This window comes from Erysipelothrix sp. P66 (genome assembly GCF_038682365.1).
GTDB lineage: Bacteria > Bacillota_I > Bacilli_A > Erysipelotrichales > Erysipelotrichaceae > Erysipelothrix > Erysipelothrix piscisicarius.
The window spans coordinates 1,255,084-1,273,783 of record NZ_CP152290.1; the positions used below are offsets into that span (position 1 = coordinate 1,255,084).

At 36.5% G+C, this 18,700-nt stretch carries 17 protein-coding genes; 6 read left to right on the top strand and 11 right to left on the bottom strand.

Going from position 1 to position 18,700, the window contains the following annotated elements; genetic code table 11:
• Nucleotides 1–59 precede the first annotated feature (59 nt).
• The 6 genes from AAG186_RS06220 to AAG186_RS06245 form a co-directional block, all read right to left on the bottom strand.
• On the bottom strand, nt 60–2,006 hold the full coding sequence (locus AAG186_RS06220) for an FtsX-like permease family protein (protein ID WP_342621411.1): 1,947 nt from the start codon (nt 2,004–2,006) through the stop codon (nt 60–62).
• An 11-nt stretch (nt 2,007–2,017) separates the two neighbouring features.
• A complete protein-coding gene (locus AAG186_RS06225; protein ID WP_161637314.1) occupies nt 2,018–2,191 on the bottom strand; it encodes a translation initiation factor IF-2 in 174 nt (57 codons plus the stop codon).
• A gap of 113 nt (nt 2,192–2,304) precedes the next feature.
• The gene (locus tag AAG186_RS06230) at nt 2,305–4,266 is read right to left on the bottom strand and encodes an ABC transporter permease (RefSeq protein ID WP_342621412.1); all 1,962 of its coding nucleotides are present in this window, start codon (nt 4,264–4,266) and stop codon (nt 2,305–2,307) included.
• Complete coding sequence (locus AAG186_RS06235; protein WP_200542726.1) at nt 4,256–5,023, bottom strand: ABC transporter ATP-binding protein; 768 nt, start codon at nt 5,021–5,023, stop codon at nt 4,256–4,258. The genes AAG186_RS06230 and AAG186_RS06235 overlap by 11 nt, the downstream gene beginning before the upstream one ends.
• Before the next feature lie 131 nt (nt 5,024–5,154).
• Nucleotides 5,155–6,159 (bottom strand): sensor histidine kinase, encoded by a 1,005-nt coding sequence (locus AAG186_RS06240; RefSeq protein ID WP_161637311.1) that lies wholly within the window; start codon nt 6,157–6,159, stop codon nt 5,155–5,157.
• A complete protein-coding gene (locus AAG186_RS06245) occupies nt 6,149–6,823 on the bottom strand; it encodes a response regulator transcription factor (protein ID WP_125164250.1) in 675 nt (224 codons plus the stop codon). The genes AAG186_RS06240 and AAG186_RS06245 overlap by 11 nt, the downstream gene beginning before the upstream one ends.
• 103 nt (nt 6,824–6,926) lie before the next feature.
• Between AAG186_RS06245 and AAG186_RS06250 the strand changes: the two genes are divergently transcribed.
• Nucleotides 6,927–7,718, top strand: a complete 792-nt coding sequence (locus AAG186_RS06250; RefSeq protein ID WP_200542724.1) for a CorA family divalent cation transporter — start codon at nt 6,927–6,929, stop codon at nt 7,716–7,718.
• Here the strand turns inward: AAG186_RS06250 and AAG186_RS06255 are convergent.
• On the bottom strand, nt 7,715–8,332 hold the full coding sequence (locus AAG186_RS06255) for a S24 family peptidase (RefSeq protein ID WP_342621413.1): 618 nt from the start codon (nt 8,330–8,332) through the stop codon (nt 7,715–7,717). The two genes, AAG186_RS06250 and AAG186_RS06255, sit on opposite strands and share 4 nt — an antisense overlap.
• A gap of 94 nt (nt 8,333–8,426) precedes the next feature.
• Between AAG186_RS06255 and dinB the strand changes: the two genes are divergently transcribed.
• From dinB to AAG186_RS06275, 4 genes are all read left to right on the top strand, one after another.
• Nucleotides 8,427–9,647, top strand: coding sequence for a DNA polymerase IV (gene dinB, locus AAG186_RS06260; RefSeq protein ID WP_342621414.1), 1,221 nt, complete (start codon nt 8,427–8,429; stop codon nt 9,645–9,647).
• A 117-nt stretch (nt 9,648–9,764) separates the two neighbouring features.
• Nucleotides 9,765–10,703 (top strand): IS30 family transposase, encoded by a 939-nt coding sequence (locus tag AAG186_RS06265; RefSeq protein WP_342621390.1) that lies wholly within the window; start codon nt 9,765–9,767, stop codon nt 10,701–10,703.
• A 114-nt stretch (nt 10,704–10,817) separates the two neighbouring features.
• Nucleotides 10,818–11,192 carry a helix-turn-helix domain-containing protein gene (locus tag AAG186_RS06270; RefSeq protein WP_181950053.1) on the top strand — a complete coding sequence of 125 codons (375 nt, stop codon included), beginning with the start codon at nt 10,818–10,820 and terminating at the stop codon, nt 11,190–11,192.
• Nucleotides 11,189–12,052: an IS3 family transposase gene (locus AAG186_RS06275; RefSeq protein ID WP_275143506.1), complete on the top strand. Its 864-nt coding sequence runs from the start codon at nt 11,189–11,191 to the stop codon at nt 12,050–12,052. Before AAG186_RS06270 ends, AAG186_RS06275 begins: the two co-directional genes overlap by 4 nt.
• 58 nt (nt 12,053–12,110) lie before the next feature.
• Here the strand turns inward: AAG186_RS06275 and AAG186_RS06280 are convergent, their stop codons facing one another.
• Complete coding sequence (locus tag AAG186_RS06280; RefSeq protein WP_161637307.1) at nt 12,111–13,448, bottom strand: GHKL domain-containing protein; 1,338 nt, start codon at nt 13,446–13,448, stop codon at nt 12,111–12,113.
• A 3-nt stretch (nt 13,449–13,451) separates the two neighbouring features.
• Nucleotides 13,452–14,180: a LytTR family DNA-binding domain-containing protein gene (locus tag AAG186_RS06285; RefSeq protein WP_161637306.1), complete on the bottom strand. Its 729-nt coding sequence runs from the start codon at nt 14,178–14,180 to the stop codon at nt 13,452–13,454.
• A gap of 216 nt (nt 14,181–14,396) precedes the next feature.
• On the opposite strand from AAG186_RS06285, the gene AAG186_RS06290 reads away from it, so the two are divergent.
• The gene (locus tag AAG186_RS06290; protein ID WP_164503766.1) at nt 14,397–14,735 is read left to right on the top strand and encodes a hypothetical protein; all 339 of its coding nucleotides are present in this window, start codon (nt 14,397–14,399) and stop codon (nt 14,733–14,735) included.
• A gap of 36 nt (nt 14,736–14,771) precedes the next feature.
• Here AAG186_RS06290 and AAG186_RS06295 read toward each other — a convergent pair whose 3' ends face one another.
• Together AAG186_RS06295 and AAG186_RS06300 are read right to left on the bottom strand one after the other, a co-directional pair.
• Entirely contained in the window at nt 14,772–17,624 is a 2,853-nt protein-coding gene (locus AAG186_RS06295; protein WP_342621415.1) for a DEAD/DEAH box helicase, read from the bottom strand.
• A 22-nt stretch (nt 17,625–17,646) separates the two neighbouring features.
• Complete coding sequence (locus AAG186_RS06300; RefSeq protein WP_342621416.1) at nt 17,647–18,675, bottom strand: FAD-dependent oxidoreductase; 1,029 nt, start codon at nt 18,673–18,675, stop codon at nt 17,647–17,649.
• Nucleotides 18,676–18,700 lie beyond the last annotated feature (25 nt).

Consider the following 18,700-nt stretch of genomic DNA (forward strand, 5'->3'; position numbering starts at 1 on the left):
CGCTCCTTTTACACTACAACTATAATACAACATTCTATAAAAAAAACTAGATGAAATCTCTAGTTTCCTTTAATTATTGACTTACTGCCTAAATAGGTTGCAATAAAGTATACAAAATAAATACCGATAACCCCAACACACGTTAAAAGGGTTGGCATAAAACTGGTTGCCTTAAGGCCTGCAAGATCTAAGTTTATATTAACCGCAGATATCCCAACCCATGCATGAACACCAGCCAGCAAGAGTGGTATGAAGAAATACAAGGCAACTTGCTTGAAAATGGCGTGATGCATCATGCCTTCATCCGTTCCCAATTTCTCAAGTACACGATAGCGTACCTGATTATCACTTGCTTCAGAAAGTTGCTGTAGAGCAAGAATGACACCACTACTGATTAAGAAAACAACGCCCAAATAAAGTCCCATAAAAGTAAAAATCAGCTCAATTCCCAATAGCATTTCAAACAGTTGTTCTGAACTAACACTTATAATATCATTGTGATCATATCCCAATTCGTCAAGTTTGTGTTCAATAGATGTTTGGAGTGAACTGCTTTGGTCTGTATTCACATTGTAGATTGTTGTCATCGTTACGGGTTTCGTTTGAGATGCAAGTGTATCATGAAGTGTTTCCGTATTCATGAGTAAGACGACATCATTAAAATCACCATTTCTAATGCTTATCGCCTCATCATCACGATCATCAACAACATTATAATCTCCCTTACCCAAGATAACTTTAGCATCCGCTTCTAAGGTTTGATTGTGATGTTTAAGACCATAAGGGTATACACTGTTCGGACTTAAATCAATGGTTGGCTGATTGTGTATGACGCGGATCATATTATAATCCTCAATATCCGCAAGATAGATTCGTGGTTGTTGTTGGCTTTTGGCGTGCATCACAACACTATCGAGTACATCCGCATCATAATCAGTGTTGTAGAGATTCATTGATGCAAAGCCTTCGATGTTCTGGTCCGCAATAAAGGTTTCAATTTCAAGATCACGTTCGATCGATAAGTACGGCACCATTAAGGTGTAATCAAAAGGTGTATTGCGTTTAATTTGTTCATCCATAACTGAATTTAGGTTAAACCCCGTTGATAATGTTGCGATACCAAATAAGAGTAGAAGACTTACAACCGCCATCATCTTGTAAGTCGTATTGACCTTTGAGGCAACTTGGCGAAATACAAAGACATTGAGATTTTTATAATAGAGGCGTTGATTGATCTTCATAAACTTAAGCATAAAGCCGGAAAGTGCTTTAAAAATAACAAACGTAGCAAATGATCCCAAGGCAATAATCAAAGGCATAAAGACCACAAGATGTAAGGGTACAAGTGCCCATTTATAAGCAAGAATCAGTAAAATGACACCTACCATAAATTGTAAAACAGCACGTTTGTTTTCAGCAGTTTCATTGACGCGATGTGCATGAAAGAGTTCAATAAGCTTATGTTTCCGAATGACATTACCGTTGAAGATTAGGACAATGATAAAAATAACGGAAAAGCTTAGGATTGTTTTAAGTGTTGCTTTGATTGAGAAAATAAAATGGTATGTGATGTTCGCTTTAAGGAGTTGAGCACTTAAAATTGCGGTTGCCTGAGATCCGAGATAGCCAAGAACTAACCCGGTCCCTAAGGACATCACACCAATATAGAGGGTTTCATATGTTAGGATTCGCGCAATGTTTCGTTTTGGCATCCCCAGTAATGTGTAAAGGCCCAACTCTTTTTGACGACGTCGAATTAAGAATTGATTCGCATAGAGAATTAAAAATGCGAACACAACAGAAATAATGGCTGACATAACATTCATGGTTGTTACAAGTGCTTGCACAGCTTGACCTTGCCCTGCCGTCATTTTTAAAATGGCTGACTGCTGTTCAAAGGATCCGAAGATATAGAAAAGGGCTACCGAAAAGGTCAATGTGATAAAATATACAGAATAATCTTTATAGCTTTTCTTAACATTTCTATAGGCTATTTTAAAATACATAATTGCCTCCCTTATAATGTAATGATCGTCGTGATCACAAAACTGGATAGCGCTTGCCCGATTGCTTGTTCTTCAGCACTCATTTCCGCAAGGCAAGGTTTGGGTTTTGTTAGTTCTGAGTTACGTCCTTGTAGATTTTTGCGTGTTTGATCATTTCTAAATAGTTTTTTAATTTGTGTTTTCATAATGTTTCTCCTTGTTATCTATAGTATAGATTTTATGCAAGAAGCAAACCATCGAATCTCCTTACACTTAACTTACAACAATGTCATATTAAAAAACACACCCTTAGGTGTGTTTAAGCTTCCAGTGTAATGGCCTTACTTGAGAAATACGTAATGATGAAATAGATCAAATACATACTAATGATTGCACTGGTTGTAAGAATTGCAGGCACCATGGTGTCCGGTGCAAGACCCGCTAAATTTAAGTTCACATTCATTGCTTTGATACCAACATAAGCATGGATTAACGCAATGAGAAGTGGTAAAAAGAAATAAATCGTTATCTGTTTTAGAATTGAACGTTTAAGCATATGCTCATCGGCACCCAATTTTGTGAGAACACGGTAACGTGATTGATTATCACTGGCTTCCGAAAGCTGTTGAAGCGCCAATACAACCACGCTGCTTAACAAGAACACCAATCCAAGATAAATACCCACATAGGTAAATAAGAGTTCGGTTCCACTCATTGACGCTGTCACATCTTCGGAACTAAGAATATTATGATACAAGCCAAGAGACTGTCCCTCAAAATTGTTTTCAAGTTTTTCTACGACTTCTTTTTGTGAGCCATGAACATCAAGATTGGATATGAATGTATTTTGATTCCATGCGTCATTTGAAATCATTTCTGCTTTTAATGTTGATAGATGAACATCATTAACCACAAAGAGTGATCCGTGAATCATGGATCCATTCGCAATCCTTACCGGTTTCACATCATGATTTGCTTGAAGCACAAACGCTTGTCCTAAAATTGGAATCGCATCCAGTTTCTCCAAATCACTGCCCTGTAACCCTGCGGTTGGTGCTTTTTGGAAGTAAACTTCATCTTCATCAAGGTGAATGGGTTCATACCCTTCATGCGTTCGTAAACCATTGAAATCAGTCTCTGACATAAATAAAATGCGTTGACCTTGATAAAGTTTCTGTTCCATCCCCATATCCTTCGCTTCAATGCCCAGATCATACAGGGATGCGGTTGTTTGATGTTCAAAGCCTTTGACTTCATCAATAAGACGCGCATAATCCTTCCCTTCTGAACCGGAAACCACAACACTAACATCATAACCGGTTGCTTTTTCCAGTTCATTGCCAAGTACATAATTTAAATTAAATGCAGTAGCAAGGGCTCCTATCGCAATCAACAACATCAAAGTAATCACAGACATCATTTTATACGTTGTACTGATTTTTGCGCTCACTTGACGAAAGACAAAACTATTTAAACCCTTGTAATAACGTTTTTGGTTTAATTGCATAAATTTAAGCATAAATCCAGAAAACGATAGGAAGAGCATAAAAGTTCCCAATGCCCCTGTAACCAACACAAGGGGAAGCAAACGAATCAGTTCCATTGGTTTCAATGCCAGTTTATAGGCATACCCAATAAGGACACATGCAAGAATAAAAATAACAACACTCATCCATGTCTTACGTACTTTAAGTGTTTCATTTTGACGTTTTGAACGCAATAAATCAATTAATTTATATTTATTAAGAATCACACCATTAAAAATCATGACTACTGTAAAAATAATCATAAAGCACACAATTGTTTTCACAGTCGCAACCATTGAAAATACAAAATGATAATGTGTTGCTACACTTAGAACCTTTGCACTCAATAGTGTCATAACTTGAGATAAAGCAAGACCTAAAAGCAATCCAGATCCTAATGAAAAGACCCCAATATAGAGTGTTTCGTAAATTAAAATTCGAGATATGTAGCGTTTCGGCATCCCCAATAACGTATAAACGCCCAGTTCTTTATGGCGACGCTTAATTAAAAAATGATTTGCATAAAGAATTAAAAATGCAAAGACAACGGCGACAATATAGGACATCGCATTCATAATACGTGTCAACGCCTCAACCATTGAACCTTGTGATGAACTTAAATCCATAATTGATGCTTGTGCACCAAATGAAGAAAAAACATAAAATAGAGAGACCGAGAACGTCAAGGTGATAAAGTAGATAAAGAAATCTCGATAGCTCTTCTTAACATTACGAAGTGCGAGTTTAGAGTACATTTGCGGAATCGCCTCCAAGTAACGTTACAACATCAATAATTTTATCAAAGAATTCTTTGCGACTATCATTACCACGTACCAACTCATTAAAGATTTTCCCATCTTTTATGAAGAGGATGCGTTGCGCATAACTTGCACTGAATGCATCATGGGTTACCATCATAATGGTCGCTTGTTCTTGTTCATTCAGTTCTTGAAGTTTCTCTAGCAACATACGGCTTGATTTTGAATCTAAAGCACCCGTAGGCTCATCCGCTAAAATAAGACTTGGATTTGTAATTAATGCACGCGCTGAGGCGACACGTTGTTGCTGTCCCCCTGACATTTGATACGGAAATTTTTGAAGTACTTCTTCAATATCTAAAAGACGCGCCACGCTTTGAATGCGTTGATCAATTTCTTTATGATTAATGTTTTGAATGGTGAGCGCTAAAGCAATGTTTTCATAAGCAGTGAGGGTATCCAGTAAGTTAAAATCTTGGAAAATAAATCCAAGTTGCTCTCGACGAAAACGTTGTAAATGCTCTTTCTTAAGTTTTGTAATATTTTGACCGTTCACCCCAATGGTTCCACTGGTTACCGAGTCAATGGTTGAAATGCAGTTAAGAAGGGTTGTTTTCCCAGAACCCGATGGTCCCATAATTCCTACAAATTCCCCTTTTTCAATTGTGAATGAGACACCATCAAGTGCCTTGGTAATATTTCCTTTTTTACCATAGTATTTTTCAATATTGTTTACATCTAGTATTGTTGTCATAACCAACCTCCTACATTGAGTTTAAAGAATTCTTGATGATTCTACCATTCATTATCATTACAGTTATATGACATTATTGTCACTTACTTTTATTATAGTGTATTTGAAATAAAAAAACCTCGTTCACGAGGTTACTTAAACATCATTTTTGATTTTGGAAAGACGAAATTAACACAGGTTCCTTCGTGACTCTCAATAGTTACATCTAAGTTCAACTTATTACTTAGCATTTTCACAAGATACAATCCCATTCCTGTCGCTTGTTTGTTTTGGCGTCCGCGCGCTCCGGTAAACCCACGTTCAAACACCCGTTCTAAGTCTTGCGTTGGGATTCCCGGTCCATTATCACAGATTTGAAGGGTAATGGCATGTTCTTGAATGGTCGTCGATACGAAAATATGACCGCACCCTTCATCCACATACTTTAACGCATTGGATAGGACTTGTTTAATCATAAATTCAACCCATTTCGAATCGCTGTATACATGTTCTTCTGTCACCTGGATCTCGATTTGAATTTTACGCTGAATAAAGATGGGTGCAAGTTCTTTAACGACATTACGGATGTGTGTATTGAGATTAAGGGGCTGAATCATATAATCTTTTTCAAGTGAGCTTGACCGTGCATAAAAAAGAACTTGTTCCAGGTAATCTTCAACATGGTTCATTTCACGAATTATGAGATCCATTTCTGAATTGGAATTATTTGAAGCAATCAGCTTTGCCCCTGCTAAAGGTGTTTTCACTTCGTGAATCCATAACTCAATGTATTCTTTGTAATCTTCTTGACGCCGTTTATACTCATTCACTCGGTCTGCCATGGATTTGCTTAGATCTTCTACAACCTCAACCCAAAGCCTTGCATCCAAAAACTCCCCATCAGGGATCATTTCCGTAATCAAGTACTTTTGATCCAACCCTTCTAAATTCATCAGCAGTTCATCATAAAATCGCTTTCTACGGGAAAATTCAACCCCTAAAACCACAAGCAACACCAGTGCGAAGAGAAACATGATAATCCAAACAATTTCATGCTGAATCCCCACAGCCAAAAGGAAGAATGAAACAACACCTTCTAAAATTCCAACGAGGATCATAAGATACGCTTTATCCATCAAAAAATCTCTAGTTTTCATGAATTGTATATCCCATACCACGTTTTGTCTCTATAAAATCCACAATTCCAATTTCTTCAAGTTTCTTACGCAAACGATTAATATTTACAGTCAATGTATTATCATCCACAAACCAATCCGTATTCCACAAGTATTGCATCAAATCTTGTCGTGAAACAATACTGCCTTTATTTGCAATAAGGAATGATAGAATGCGTAATTCATTTTTGGTAAGTTCTTGCTCTTGATTTTGATAACGCACCATTCCGCGCGGTATGTCTAACTCAACCCCTCTTAAAACAGTTACTGGGGTATCATTTTTTTCATAAGCACGTCGTAAAACAGATTGCAATCGCGCTAACAAAATTTGTAAATTATACGGTTTGGTAATAAAATCATCAGCCCCTAAATTCATGGACATCAGTTCATCCATGGTGCTGTTTCGACTGGTAACAACAATAAGCGGAACTTCACTTATTTTGCGAATTTCTTTCGCAAGATAATGTCCCTCAACTTCAGGAAGAGATAAATCCAGAAGTACACAATCCACATCTTCCTGCTTAAACGTATCCAAAACATTCGTAAAATCAGTAATGAGTGTGGTCTCATAGCCGTTCTTTTTTAAGAAACTACTGAGTTCATTACGAATTGTATCGTTATCTTCAATAATCATGATTTTATACATATGCGTCCTCCAATTAAATCTATTATACACTAAAGCAGTTTAAGGTTTTCTTAATTTCGTATTCTTCTCACGTGTTATAATACCTATACAAGGAGGATTCACGATGAATCTTATAATCTATCAAGATGCTCACATGCTTCAATTACCCGAATATATCCGTCAATCGTTATCCGATAAAGCGGAACTGGCTCATATCCGTCTTCTAAGTGGCAATTTCTATATCATTCTTAATTATCCAAGCTCACCAGAAAACATTCAACCCATTTGTATCGAACAAATGGGTACCGTTTATAATCTTTATTGTCATGAATCGATTTCTTTAACCGAAGACATTCAGCACGCTACCCTCACTGACCTTCTTTTACATACGCTTAAAAACTATGAAATGATGGTTCAAATCATCAACGCACAGCTTTCGGAGTATGAAGAAACCATGGAAAATTTGGTTACAAAAGCAAACATTAAAGCCCTCTTCAGTTTAAGTCGAAAGTTAATTCGTTATCAAACAGCTATTAATGCCATTGGTGATGTCGCGAATTATATTATGAAAGAAAAACCACATCCCCTCTGGCAATCTGAACGATCTTCGGAATATACAAACATTCGTATCGAGGTGAATCAATTAGTTCAAAATATCGAAATGTATCAACAAATCATCAATTCGATTGTTGATGTGTCCGAATCGCTTTTTTCAAATCGATTGAATAAAATAATGCAGACCCTCACATCGATTACACTCGTATTGTCAGTCCCAACTTTTATTACCAGTTTTTACGGCATGAACATCGATCTCCCTTTCCAAGACCACCCTCATGCGCTCCTAATTGTATTTATGATTAGTTTTTTCTTAACCCTTGGGGTTGTCGTTTATTTACATAAGAAGGATTACTTCTAGAAATCAACACGCACATTTAGGACTTTCCCAATTATTTCAACCGGCAACATCATGACTTCTTCTGGGTTATAATAACGCGTTGGATAGTCCGGGTTTGTAGCCTCTAATATCATCAAATTATCTTTTAAAATAACACGTTTAACGGTCGCTTCATCGCCCTGTATTAACACAACGGCGATATCCCCCGATACAATTTCTCGTGTTTTTTTAACGTAAATAAGATCCCCGTCATAAATGCGTGATCCCGTCATGGAATCACCCACAACTTTCAAAAAATAATCGCCTTGATCATATTCACGTTTTGAAACTTCCTCATACCCGATTATATCTTGGTGCGCTAACAAATCGTACCCTGCCCTAACTACACCTAAAACCGGCTTAAAAAAATGATAATCTAAATAATCGGGAACGTTTATTTTAAATAAATGCGACAACCGTTCCTGCTTTTCTAATGAAATCTTTTTAATAACTCCCGTTTCCCAGCGTGAAACCGTCGACCGGCTCACACCCACCGCATCACCCACTTCTTCTAATGAGAGATTGTGGCGCGCTCTAAATATCGTAATCAGTTCTTGTAGTGTCATGCAATCACCTCTTTTTTCTATTATACCCATTATGCAACCCCCATACAACAAAACTCCCAATGTTGCGTATTTCTATTGAATTACGCAACACAATACCCTATACTGAGATTATTGAGGTGACTTTATGAAGCAACGTTACATTCTTCATTGCGATATTGACTATTGCTTTGCGCAAATTGAAATACTAAAAAATCCATCCTTGGCGAATGTCCCCATGTGTGTTGGTGGCGATGAGTCCAAACGACATGGCATCGTCTTAGCACGTAATCCGTTGGCGAAAGCTAAGGGCGTTAAAACGGCAGAGACACTTATAGATGCGCGACGCAAATGTCCAGGTCTCGTGATTGTTCCACCTTCCTATGAAGATTATCTTATGATAAGCAATCAGGTCAAAGACATCTATCGAACCTATACCGATAAAGTGGAATCTTTTGGGATTGATGAGGCATGGGTCGATATCTCCGATTCTATTCTATTATTTGGAAAGCCGGGAGATATCGCAACGGAAATCCAAAAGCGCATCAAAGCAGAAGTCGGCTTGACGGTGTCAATTGGAATGAGTTTTAATAAAATCTTTGCAAAGCTTGGTTCAGATTTCCAAAAACCCAATGGGCTAACCATCCTCATGGAGTCCCATATGAAGCAAATGATTTGGCCACTCCCTGTTCAAGAACTTCTATATGTTGGTCCCAGCACTCAAAAAAGTCTTAATCAGATTGGCATTCGAATCATTGGTGATCTGGCTTGTGCAAATGAGAACACTCTGCATACGCATCTTGGGAAGATGGGAAGCTTACTCAAAGCCTTTGCGAATGGTGAGGATTCATCAGAAGTTAACCCCTACAGTGATCCCGCCAAATCAATCGGTAATGGCATGACCACACCTCAAGATCTTGTGACCATTGACGAGGTCAAACGGGTATTGTTGGTCTTGGCTGAATCGGTTTCAAGTCGGTGTCGTAAAATTGAAAAGAAAGGCAGTGTCCTTCGCATCAGTATTCGTGATCACAAACTTGAAACCCTATCCAGACAAAAAAAGCTGAATCAACCCATCAATACGGTACAACAAATTGTTAATGAATCCCTCTTTTTAGTTGAGAAATATTGGGACCAAAACAAACCACTTCGCAGCATCACCATCACATTAAGTGACCTCGTCTCTACCTGCCAACCCATTCAGCTTTCACTTTTTGATGAACCCATAACCGAGCTTGATGAAACCCTCGACACGATACGAGAACGATTTGGCCACCATTCCATCAAACGTGCCAGCGTCCTGCTCCAAAAAGATCTTGACCAACGCAATCCCCAAAATAATGCATCCAGCTTTGGCCATAATCAATAAAAAAAACACTTCCTTCCAAGGAAGTGTTTTCCTAAATTCAAATCTCAACCGCACCACCCAAGGTGCGGTTGTTTTTGTATAATAAAAGGAGCCCACCCGACTAAAAGGAGCTCCCATATGAAGTATAAACAATTAGATAAAAAAATGAAAGACCAAATTGATATTCTATTAAGCATCGGCTACTCTATGCGCAAGGCAGCACGTAAACTCAATATATCTCATTCTACGATTTCTAGATATAAAAATAATGTCTATAAGAAACGAACGATTGATATTCGAGAAAAATATTCCCACCTAATCGAATATCTGCATTCTCACTATGATCCTAAAGTTCATTCGGTAGAAGTATGCTTGAGTAACTATAAACGATATCATCCATATAAACCGTGTGTTTCATCGCAGCAAGTCTATAACTGGATTAATCAAGGTAAACTTGATATAAAACCAAATAAAATGTGCTATAAACGTCGAAAACGTAAAAAGAGAATTAGTGGAATGATGAATCACTTGAGATGGAACTTGGAAGAGAAAACAGTACTTCCAATTAGCCTTAGACCTAAATACATTGAGAAACGTAACGAGATTGGCCATCTCGAAATCGATTCTATAATCGGTAAGAAACATGAATCTGCAGCGATTATATCCATTGTAGACCGCTGCTCAAGAATGACCTGGCTTATTAAAGCAGAATATCGATATGACTATTACACATCAAACTTAATTCGAAAATTTATTGAAGAGAATAATATAACAACGAAATCGATAACAGTAGATAATGGACTTGAATTTAAAACATTAGGGATTACAGCCAAGCGGTTGGGTGTGAAACTATATAAGTGTGATCCATACTGTTCTTTTCAACGTGGAACCAATGAAAGAGCGAATGCAATCGTGAGAAGGTTTATACCAAAAGGAAAATCAATGTATGATATAGCGCAACAATATCTTGATGATATTTGCTTCAAAATTAACTCAATGCCGCGAAAAATATTTGACTTCAAAACGGCCTATGAGATAGACTTTAATAAAAGTAAAAGTGGTGCGGTTGAGATTTGATAAAAGAAAAACACTTCCTTCCAAGTGGAGTAGTAAACTAAAAGTAGACAAGTAAAAAAGACTTGTCTACTTTTTTTGTGTAATAATAAAATCAGAGATAAAACGGAGGTATTAATGATGGGAAGACCCAAAGGTGGATTAAATAATAAATGGACTTATGAGGATCGTATTAAAGTCGTTACACGTCATATTGATGAACATATAAGTGCTGCGAAACTATCACAAGAAACAGGAATACCTAAAGGAACGATTAATGGTTGGATTGATCGATTCATGCGCGATGGTAAAGAGGGTTTAAAAAACAAGAAAAAGACAGGAAATCATTTTTCTGCGCTTCATACGAGTAAATCATTAACTGAGATCGAACGACTTCAACTCGAAATTCTAAAACGAGATATTGAGATTGCACGATTAAAAAAAGGGTACCAGGTGAAAGGAGTTGGTGTAAACAAGGAGTTCGTTACTTTAAAAGACAAGAATTCCAAATAGCACATGACTTATCTTTTAAACATCCGATTACGTTCATTCTTAGATTTATGAATTTGAACCGATCTGGTTATTACAAGTGGTTAAAGCATAAGGATGATCTCAATATTTATGAACAAAAAAGAGCGATTCTTAGCTTTGTGATTAAAGACTGGCATCGCCGTTTTCCAAGTTATGGTTATCATGATATCGCTGCAGTCATGAGAAAGCAAAGTGATTTAGGGATTGAATTTTCCGATAATTTAATCCACAAGTGTTGCAAGTTTTTAAATATTAAATCAAAAGTTAAACACTATTCCTATAAAAAACCTGGAACACAAAGTCGAATTTATCCTAATATTATAAAGAATCAATGGAAGGCAACCAAACCTTTAGAAATTATTGTTTCAGATATGACACATATTCGAAACAAAGGGATTAATTATGAATGGACTTTAATGGTTGATACTTTCAACAATGAAATTATAAGTTCTGCATTATCGCGTACAACTGGTGATCCTAAGCCTTACTACAAGTGTCTCGAGGATCTCCTTGCGCTACTTAAGGATAATAAAAAAACAGCTCCCACGATTCTTCACACAGATCAAGGAGCTGTCTACCACTCTAAAGCTTTCGCTAAAGCGCATGAAAATTATAACATAATTAGATCTATGTCGCGAGCTGGAACACCTACAGATAATCCAATTATCGAATCATTAAATGGATGGATTAAAGCAGAAATGGCGTGTGATTATCAATACTGGTCCGTAGATAACTTTGAAAATTTTATCGAAGAATATGTACATTATTTCAATTTTGAAAGACCTGCTTACTGTTTAAATTACAAAACCCCTATCCAATATAAAATGGATAAGGGTTTCTAGTCTTTTATTAATGTCTACTTTTGTTTGACAACTCCACTTCCAAGGAAGTGTTTTCTTTTTATGCTTCTGTTGTATGATCGCGAGGAAAATTCATTACAACTTTAAAAACATCGCCATCGACCGACCAATTCGCTACCCCACCAAGTTGTTCAATGGTTTTACGAACAATCTTAAATCCAAGACCACGAGAACCTTTATCCGTGGTTTTTGTGCTCTCCAGATTCTCGTGATAATTGCCATCAAAACGATTTGAAATCATCACATCGATCCAATGATCCCGAAGCTTCGATTTAACCTTGATAAACCGTTGTTCTTCAGGAAGCATAAGCGTCGCCTCATGCGCATTTTTAAGCAGATTTGTAAAGATACGAACGACCTCGAGTTCTGTTAACGCAACCGTTTGATCCCAATAAAGCATACACTCAAAGGTTATGCCTTCATTATTACACGTATTCGCGAACTCCTGCATAATCGCATCCAACAAACTATCGTTTGAATAAGTTGGATGCGTAGTTAAGCCATCTGACATTTGTACACCCATCTCATCCAAAATATGAATCGCCGTCTCATAATCATTTTTCCTCAACAACGCATTAATGGTGGATAAGGTATTTTTATAATCGTGACGAAACTCTCGAAAAGACTGCGTATACACTTGATACGACTTATAATGCTTTACTTGCATATCCAGTTGTTTTTGTAGGGCTACGGTTTGCTTTTCGTATTCCAAGGCTTCACATGATCGTACGGAGTTCGCCACAACAATTGCCGCAACCCCCATAACCACAACACATGTAAAAAGATACATCAACGTAAACCATTGATCATTGGCAGTATAGCGACTTCCAAACCCGACAATGGTCAAATAAAATCCCAAAGATAACTTTGTCACGGTCACAAATAAAACCTGATCCGTATTGCGAAACAACGCTTGAATTCGCGCTGTCGTAACAGAATAGCGTTGGAGCATAAGAAACAAAATAATGACAAAAATACATGTGGTTTGAAAACTGATCATATCACTCATCGATCCCGATGCAATAAGACGAATTGGGATTCCAGATAGAAGTGAATACATCCCAAATACAAAACCACGTACAGTATAGAAGTAAAAGACATGACGCACCGTCGCATACGCAGCCAACGTGCTTGATATTTTATATATAATCTTAAAACTAATAAACATAACTAAAAGCATAAAGAGATAGCTAATATAAGTTTCAAAAACAAATTGTCGTGAAAATAAAACCAACATAGAACTCATTACCATACAAATACCGAGTGAGATATTTCCGTAAGATCGCATTTCTGCATGATCTTTTAGAAAGTATACAGACAGATAGGTATAGAAATAGTAGGTAATCGTAGAGGTAATTGCGAGTATCAGATACATCATGCGCTAATCCCAGTTTTTCTCTACAAAGTCATTAAAACTCTGCTTCACATCACTTTGATAAGCTTTTCCAATCGGTAACTCTTCACCATTTTCAAGACGTAACGATTGATTTTTAAAGAGCACGATATGGTTTAAATTAACCAGGTACGAACGATGAACCCGAACAAAATTTCGATTCGCCAAACGTGTAGTGAGTCGATCCATCGTTTCATAAAAATCAAAATATTCATCTTTGTTGAAATGGACACGCATCACACGACGATATATTTCAAAGTGAGAAATATCTTTAAAGGGAATGCGACGAGACTCCGCCCCAAAATTACAATCAAAAAAATCTCCCGACCGTTTATCAATCTGTGTCAAAGCTTGTCCTAATACGGTACGAAAACGAGTATCATCGGTATCCTGCTTTATGAGATAATTGAATGAGCCCACATCAAAGGCATCAAAAACAAAATCAGATGACGAGGTTAGAAAAATAATTTGCGAATTATAACCCATCGCACGGATTTGCTTCGCAACCTCTACACCATTTAGTTCATCCATAAAAACATCCAGAAAGATTATATCTGGTTCTTCATAATGATCCGTTAATTCAAAAATTAAATCTTCACCACGAGAAAACGAGCTCAACTCCACCTCAACCCCTCGTGACATTGCATAACGCTTAATTAAGTAACGATACTTTTCGATAATAGCATTATCATCGTCACATAGGACAATACGTATCATACAAGAACCCCCTATTCATTTATAGTATTATATCATGTTGCGTGTAAAGAAACACAAATCGCCGAATATATAGTCCATATTCACCTTTATTTTATCTAATTTTCATAAAAGTTTTATGCTCACAATTTCCACCAAATTTGAACACACAGATTTCATAACCCCCATATTTAATTTTCATATTGGTATGGTATTCTTTCTCAAGAAAGGATGAGATCTATGAGGAAAGGCAATCAAATCACACTCCTGTTCTTATTGTTTGCAGTTTTAATTGGATGCCAGGCTACCCACCAAACACCCACACTCATCACGGACAAATCATCAATTAACCATCCATTTATCGTTACCTACGTTACCGGTAAATTTTCCGATTATGGATACTCCGTAAATCAAGATGAACAAATTAAAATCTACAAGGACAGCGACACACAGTGGACCTTTAGCCAAACAGCCCCTGACAACACCGAAAATATCATCACTGTCATGTGGGATGGACAATCTGAGATTGCGGAAACAATCTTTGTGCAAGTAGCGAATAAGGTGGTATTTAAACGATAAAAAAAAGACGGAATTATTGTTCCGTTTTTTTTTCGCTTAAAAATCTGTAATATAAGAGTAAATATCTTGTCTAACGCTCTTTTTCATCTTAAAAATAACATTTACGATCGGTAACACTTTATTTTTGGCTGTTATGGTAGTTTCTGAAATTTTTATCGGTTCCATTTCGCCTAAATAGAAAAATTGTCCCTGCTCGGAATCTTCTTTTTTTACGAATAATGAGATAAGTGTATTATTTTTTTTGAAATTTTTTATCGCTTCAATTTCCGGTCCAGTAATTCTGACATTGTTTCTGCTCATCCAACTAAATGTATTTTGATCAATGAATTTGTCATCATAACGAATCGATTCATCAATTTTATTGTCTTTATGATAAGTAACAAAAATTGGAATTGTATTGTTCTTCACCATATACCCATAAACAGCAGCAGATGAATCCTTTTTCCAATTAAATAACCAACACATGTCTTTACGTGTATATCGTTCATATAAAACCATACCGGATTCAATATTTCTTTCTATATATTTTTCACGATAATTAACTAAACCCAAATCGATAATCCCTCTTAAGTGAAAGAATAGGGTACCCAGATTTTCTGAGGATCTTAATTCAGCATTCAAAGACCAATTATTGTTTTTTTCAATAATGATTGGCTTGGCACCATACTTCATAAATAGATCAGACTTTACAAAACCTAACTGCAACATATTTATCGTAGAATCATACTCAAGTTCACTCCTGCAAACATCTCGAACCATCTTGTCATTTATGGTTCCCTTATTTAATATTTTCTCGAGAACTCTTAATTCAGTATCTCTTTTTCCAGATGATATTTCCTTTGATAACATGGTTAAGATTCCAATTTCATAATCGGAAAGTATTCCTTCGTATGTCTTATCAATTTTCTTAAGGAACGTGAAATAGTTTCCATATAGAGACGATTTGATAAATAATTGAGGATCTATCGATTTTTCAGTAATAAATTCTTGTAGTGCCGGAACTCTACCGAGTCTATACTTTAAGTTATTATATTCTAACCGCAAATGCTTCGTCGCCGAAAAGTTTGTACTATCAATTGTTTTATAGATTTGGGTCAATGCAGTTTTATCAAATTCGACTGTTGAACTGCCTGGAATCGTGCTCTTTCCACCAATTAGATACTTCTTAATTTCATCCTTAGAATAGCTTTGATTTCCTGATAACGCTATTGGAATCATATAGTTATTAGAATAATTACCGATAAAATCAATTACAACAACATAATCTTTATTTTTTGATAATCGAAGACCTCGACCAAGTTGTTGTATAAATACAATCGCTGACTCCGTCGAACGAAGCATTACGATCTGATTGATCTCCGGAATATCAATTCCCTCGTTAAATATATCTACCGTTAAAATATAATCTAGATCGCCATCATCAGAAGTGAGACGTATGATCGCATTTTCTCGCTCTTGTTGGGAATTTTTTCCAGAAAGTGAAATAGTTCTAAGTCCCCGCGTATTCAATTTTTTTGACAATTCAGATGCCTCATCATTTGTGCTACAAAACATCAGTCCTCTAAGCTTATTACCACAATGTCCATAGTACTTTGTATACTTTAAAATATGCTCGATACGGTCATCTGAAACCAATTGCCCAAACTGGCTATGATCATTAATAATTTCTCCATCGATTTTCAAATCTGTAATACCAAAATAATGGAATGGCACTAACATATTCTCTTCGAGAGCCTTTTGAAGACGTATTTCATATGCAATATTATAGTCAAACAACTCAAAAATATTTAAAGAATCACCTCGCTCAGGCGTTGCGGTCATTCCTAAAATAAACTTAGGTTTAAAGTATTCCATAACATTGATATACGTATTCGCTGCGGAACGATGCGCTTCATCAATGACAATATAGTCGAAATCATCTACCTTAAAATTCTTGAGTGTTTGTGGTTTTGAAATCGTCTGAATGGTCGTAAACAAATAATCAAACTGATCGTCCTTATAATTTCCGGTATATAAACCCATCGTTCTATTATCAATGATCGATTTAAATGTATCCATAGCATCTCTTGCTACTTGTTCTCTGTGAATGATAAACAACATTCTCTTAGGTTTCATTGCTTTAACGTCAAAAGCCGCCAAAAATGTTTTTCCCGTACCAGTAGCTGAAATCACAAGTGCTCTAGATGCACCAGATATTCTTAACTGTCGAAGATTTTCTAACGCTTCACTTTGCATCTGATTTGGCTTTATTGTCTCAGATAATTGATTTAGATCTTCTATTTTCTCTTTAATCTGTTGATGCACATAGTACTTTTTCTCATATGCGTCGATCCATGTGTTGGATAGATGAGTAGAATTATTCCATAAGTAATCAAACTCATCAATAGAATCCCTATATATTTTTCCATCTTCAAGTGAACTCAACTTGATATTCCACTCGTTATTTGTTGTTAATGCACCTTGCGTTAGGTTTGAACTCCCTACAATTAGATTAGAATATCCTTCATGATGGAAAATATAACCTTTTGAATGGAGGGGTTTATGCTCATGTACCCGAACTTCTAGATTCGGATATGAAAGTAGTTTTCTAAAAACACGTGGACTATTAAAAAAAAGATAGGATGAGGTTATTATTTTTCCTTTAATATTATGTTCTATGCAATGCAACATTTGATTAGCAAGGATGCTTAAACCCCCTTCAGTTACAAATGCAACGGTTATCTTAAATTCATTGCAACTTAAAAGTTCTTTTTGAATTGACGTTAAAACTTTTTCACCACGTCTATAATCATTTATTAGTAAGTTTGTTAGTAGTTTTTCATTTGATAAGAGCGTGTTATCTAAATATGATGTTTCTAAACTACCTTTGAGTAATACTGCTAGTTCCATATATTTATTCCCCCATATTTATTTATAGTTTATCACTTTTAATAATACTTTGTGCAATTTTAAAACCTATAGCAACCCCAGTAGTCAGTCCTGATGACCCCAATCCACTTGCTTGATATACACCCGGTTCACCCTCTACTTCCCCGTAGAAAGGACTAAAATCCAAACTCACTGCGCGTGTTCCTACGCGTACGTGATCAATTTCAAGTCTATCTATTTCTGGAAAGTGTTTCTTCGCCTCATTTTTGAGATATTCACTTGAATTCGGATCAATATCTAGATTAAATCCTTTTTCATTTTCATGGGTTGCACCAATGACTAATTGTCCTTGATTTCCATAAAGAAAGTCAATTTCTCCCTGTGGCATAAATACGGGATAGTTATGATTGGGTTCGAGGATATTCTTGAATTCTATAAGTTGTCCTTTTTGCGGTTTCACACTGAGTTCCTTATTTGGAAATTGTTCTTGTAACCAAGCCCCACAAGCAAGGATAACTGCATCATAAGCTTGACCATCAACGATAAGTCGATCTTCTTGACGTGACCAATAGACGCGCTTATTGATTACCGTTAAACTCTCAGCTTCTTTCTGTAATGTCTCGATCAGTTTTAAGCCATCGACCTGTGCTCCACCTGAAACATAAAGTGCTCGATCACATTGAATAAAGGGCGGTAACTTTTCTTGCAGTGCTTCGCCTTCTAAAATTTCCACTTCCCCCATCTCAGGTGCGTCGATGCGACGTTGTAACGCAATGTTATAGAGCTTATCTAATAATTTATCATGTGTTATAAGTGCGCCGCTTTGACGATAATAGGATGTATCATTGAGGTCCTTATTTAATCTTTGATAGAATGCTGCCCCTTCACGTGCAAGTTGATACCATTCCTGGTTGCGACGTTGGCTAACCCAAGGACAAATAATCCCTACTGCTGCTTTGGTTGCTTGGCCCGTTGGGTCATCATATAGGGTAACGTGGTTTCCATGTTTACTTAAATAATAGGCAGCTGTAGAACCTACAATGCCACCACCAATAATTGCGATTTTTTTCATCTTTTATCCCCTCCATATCTCTTAT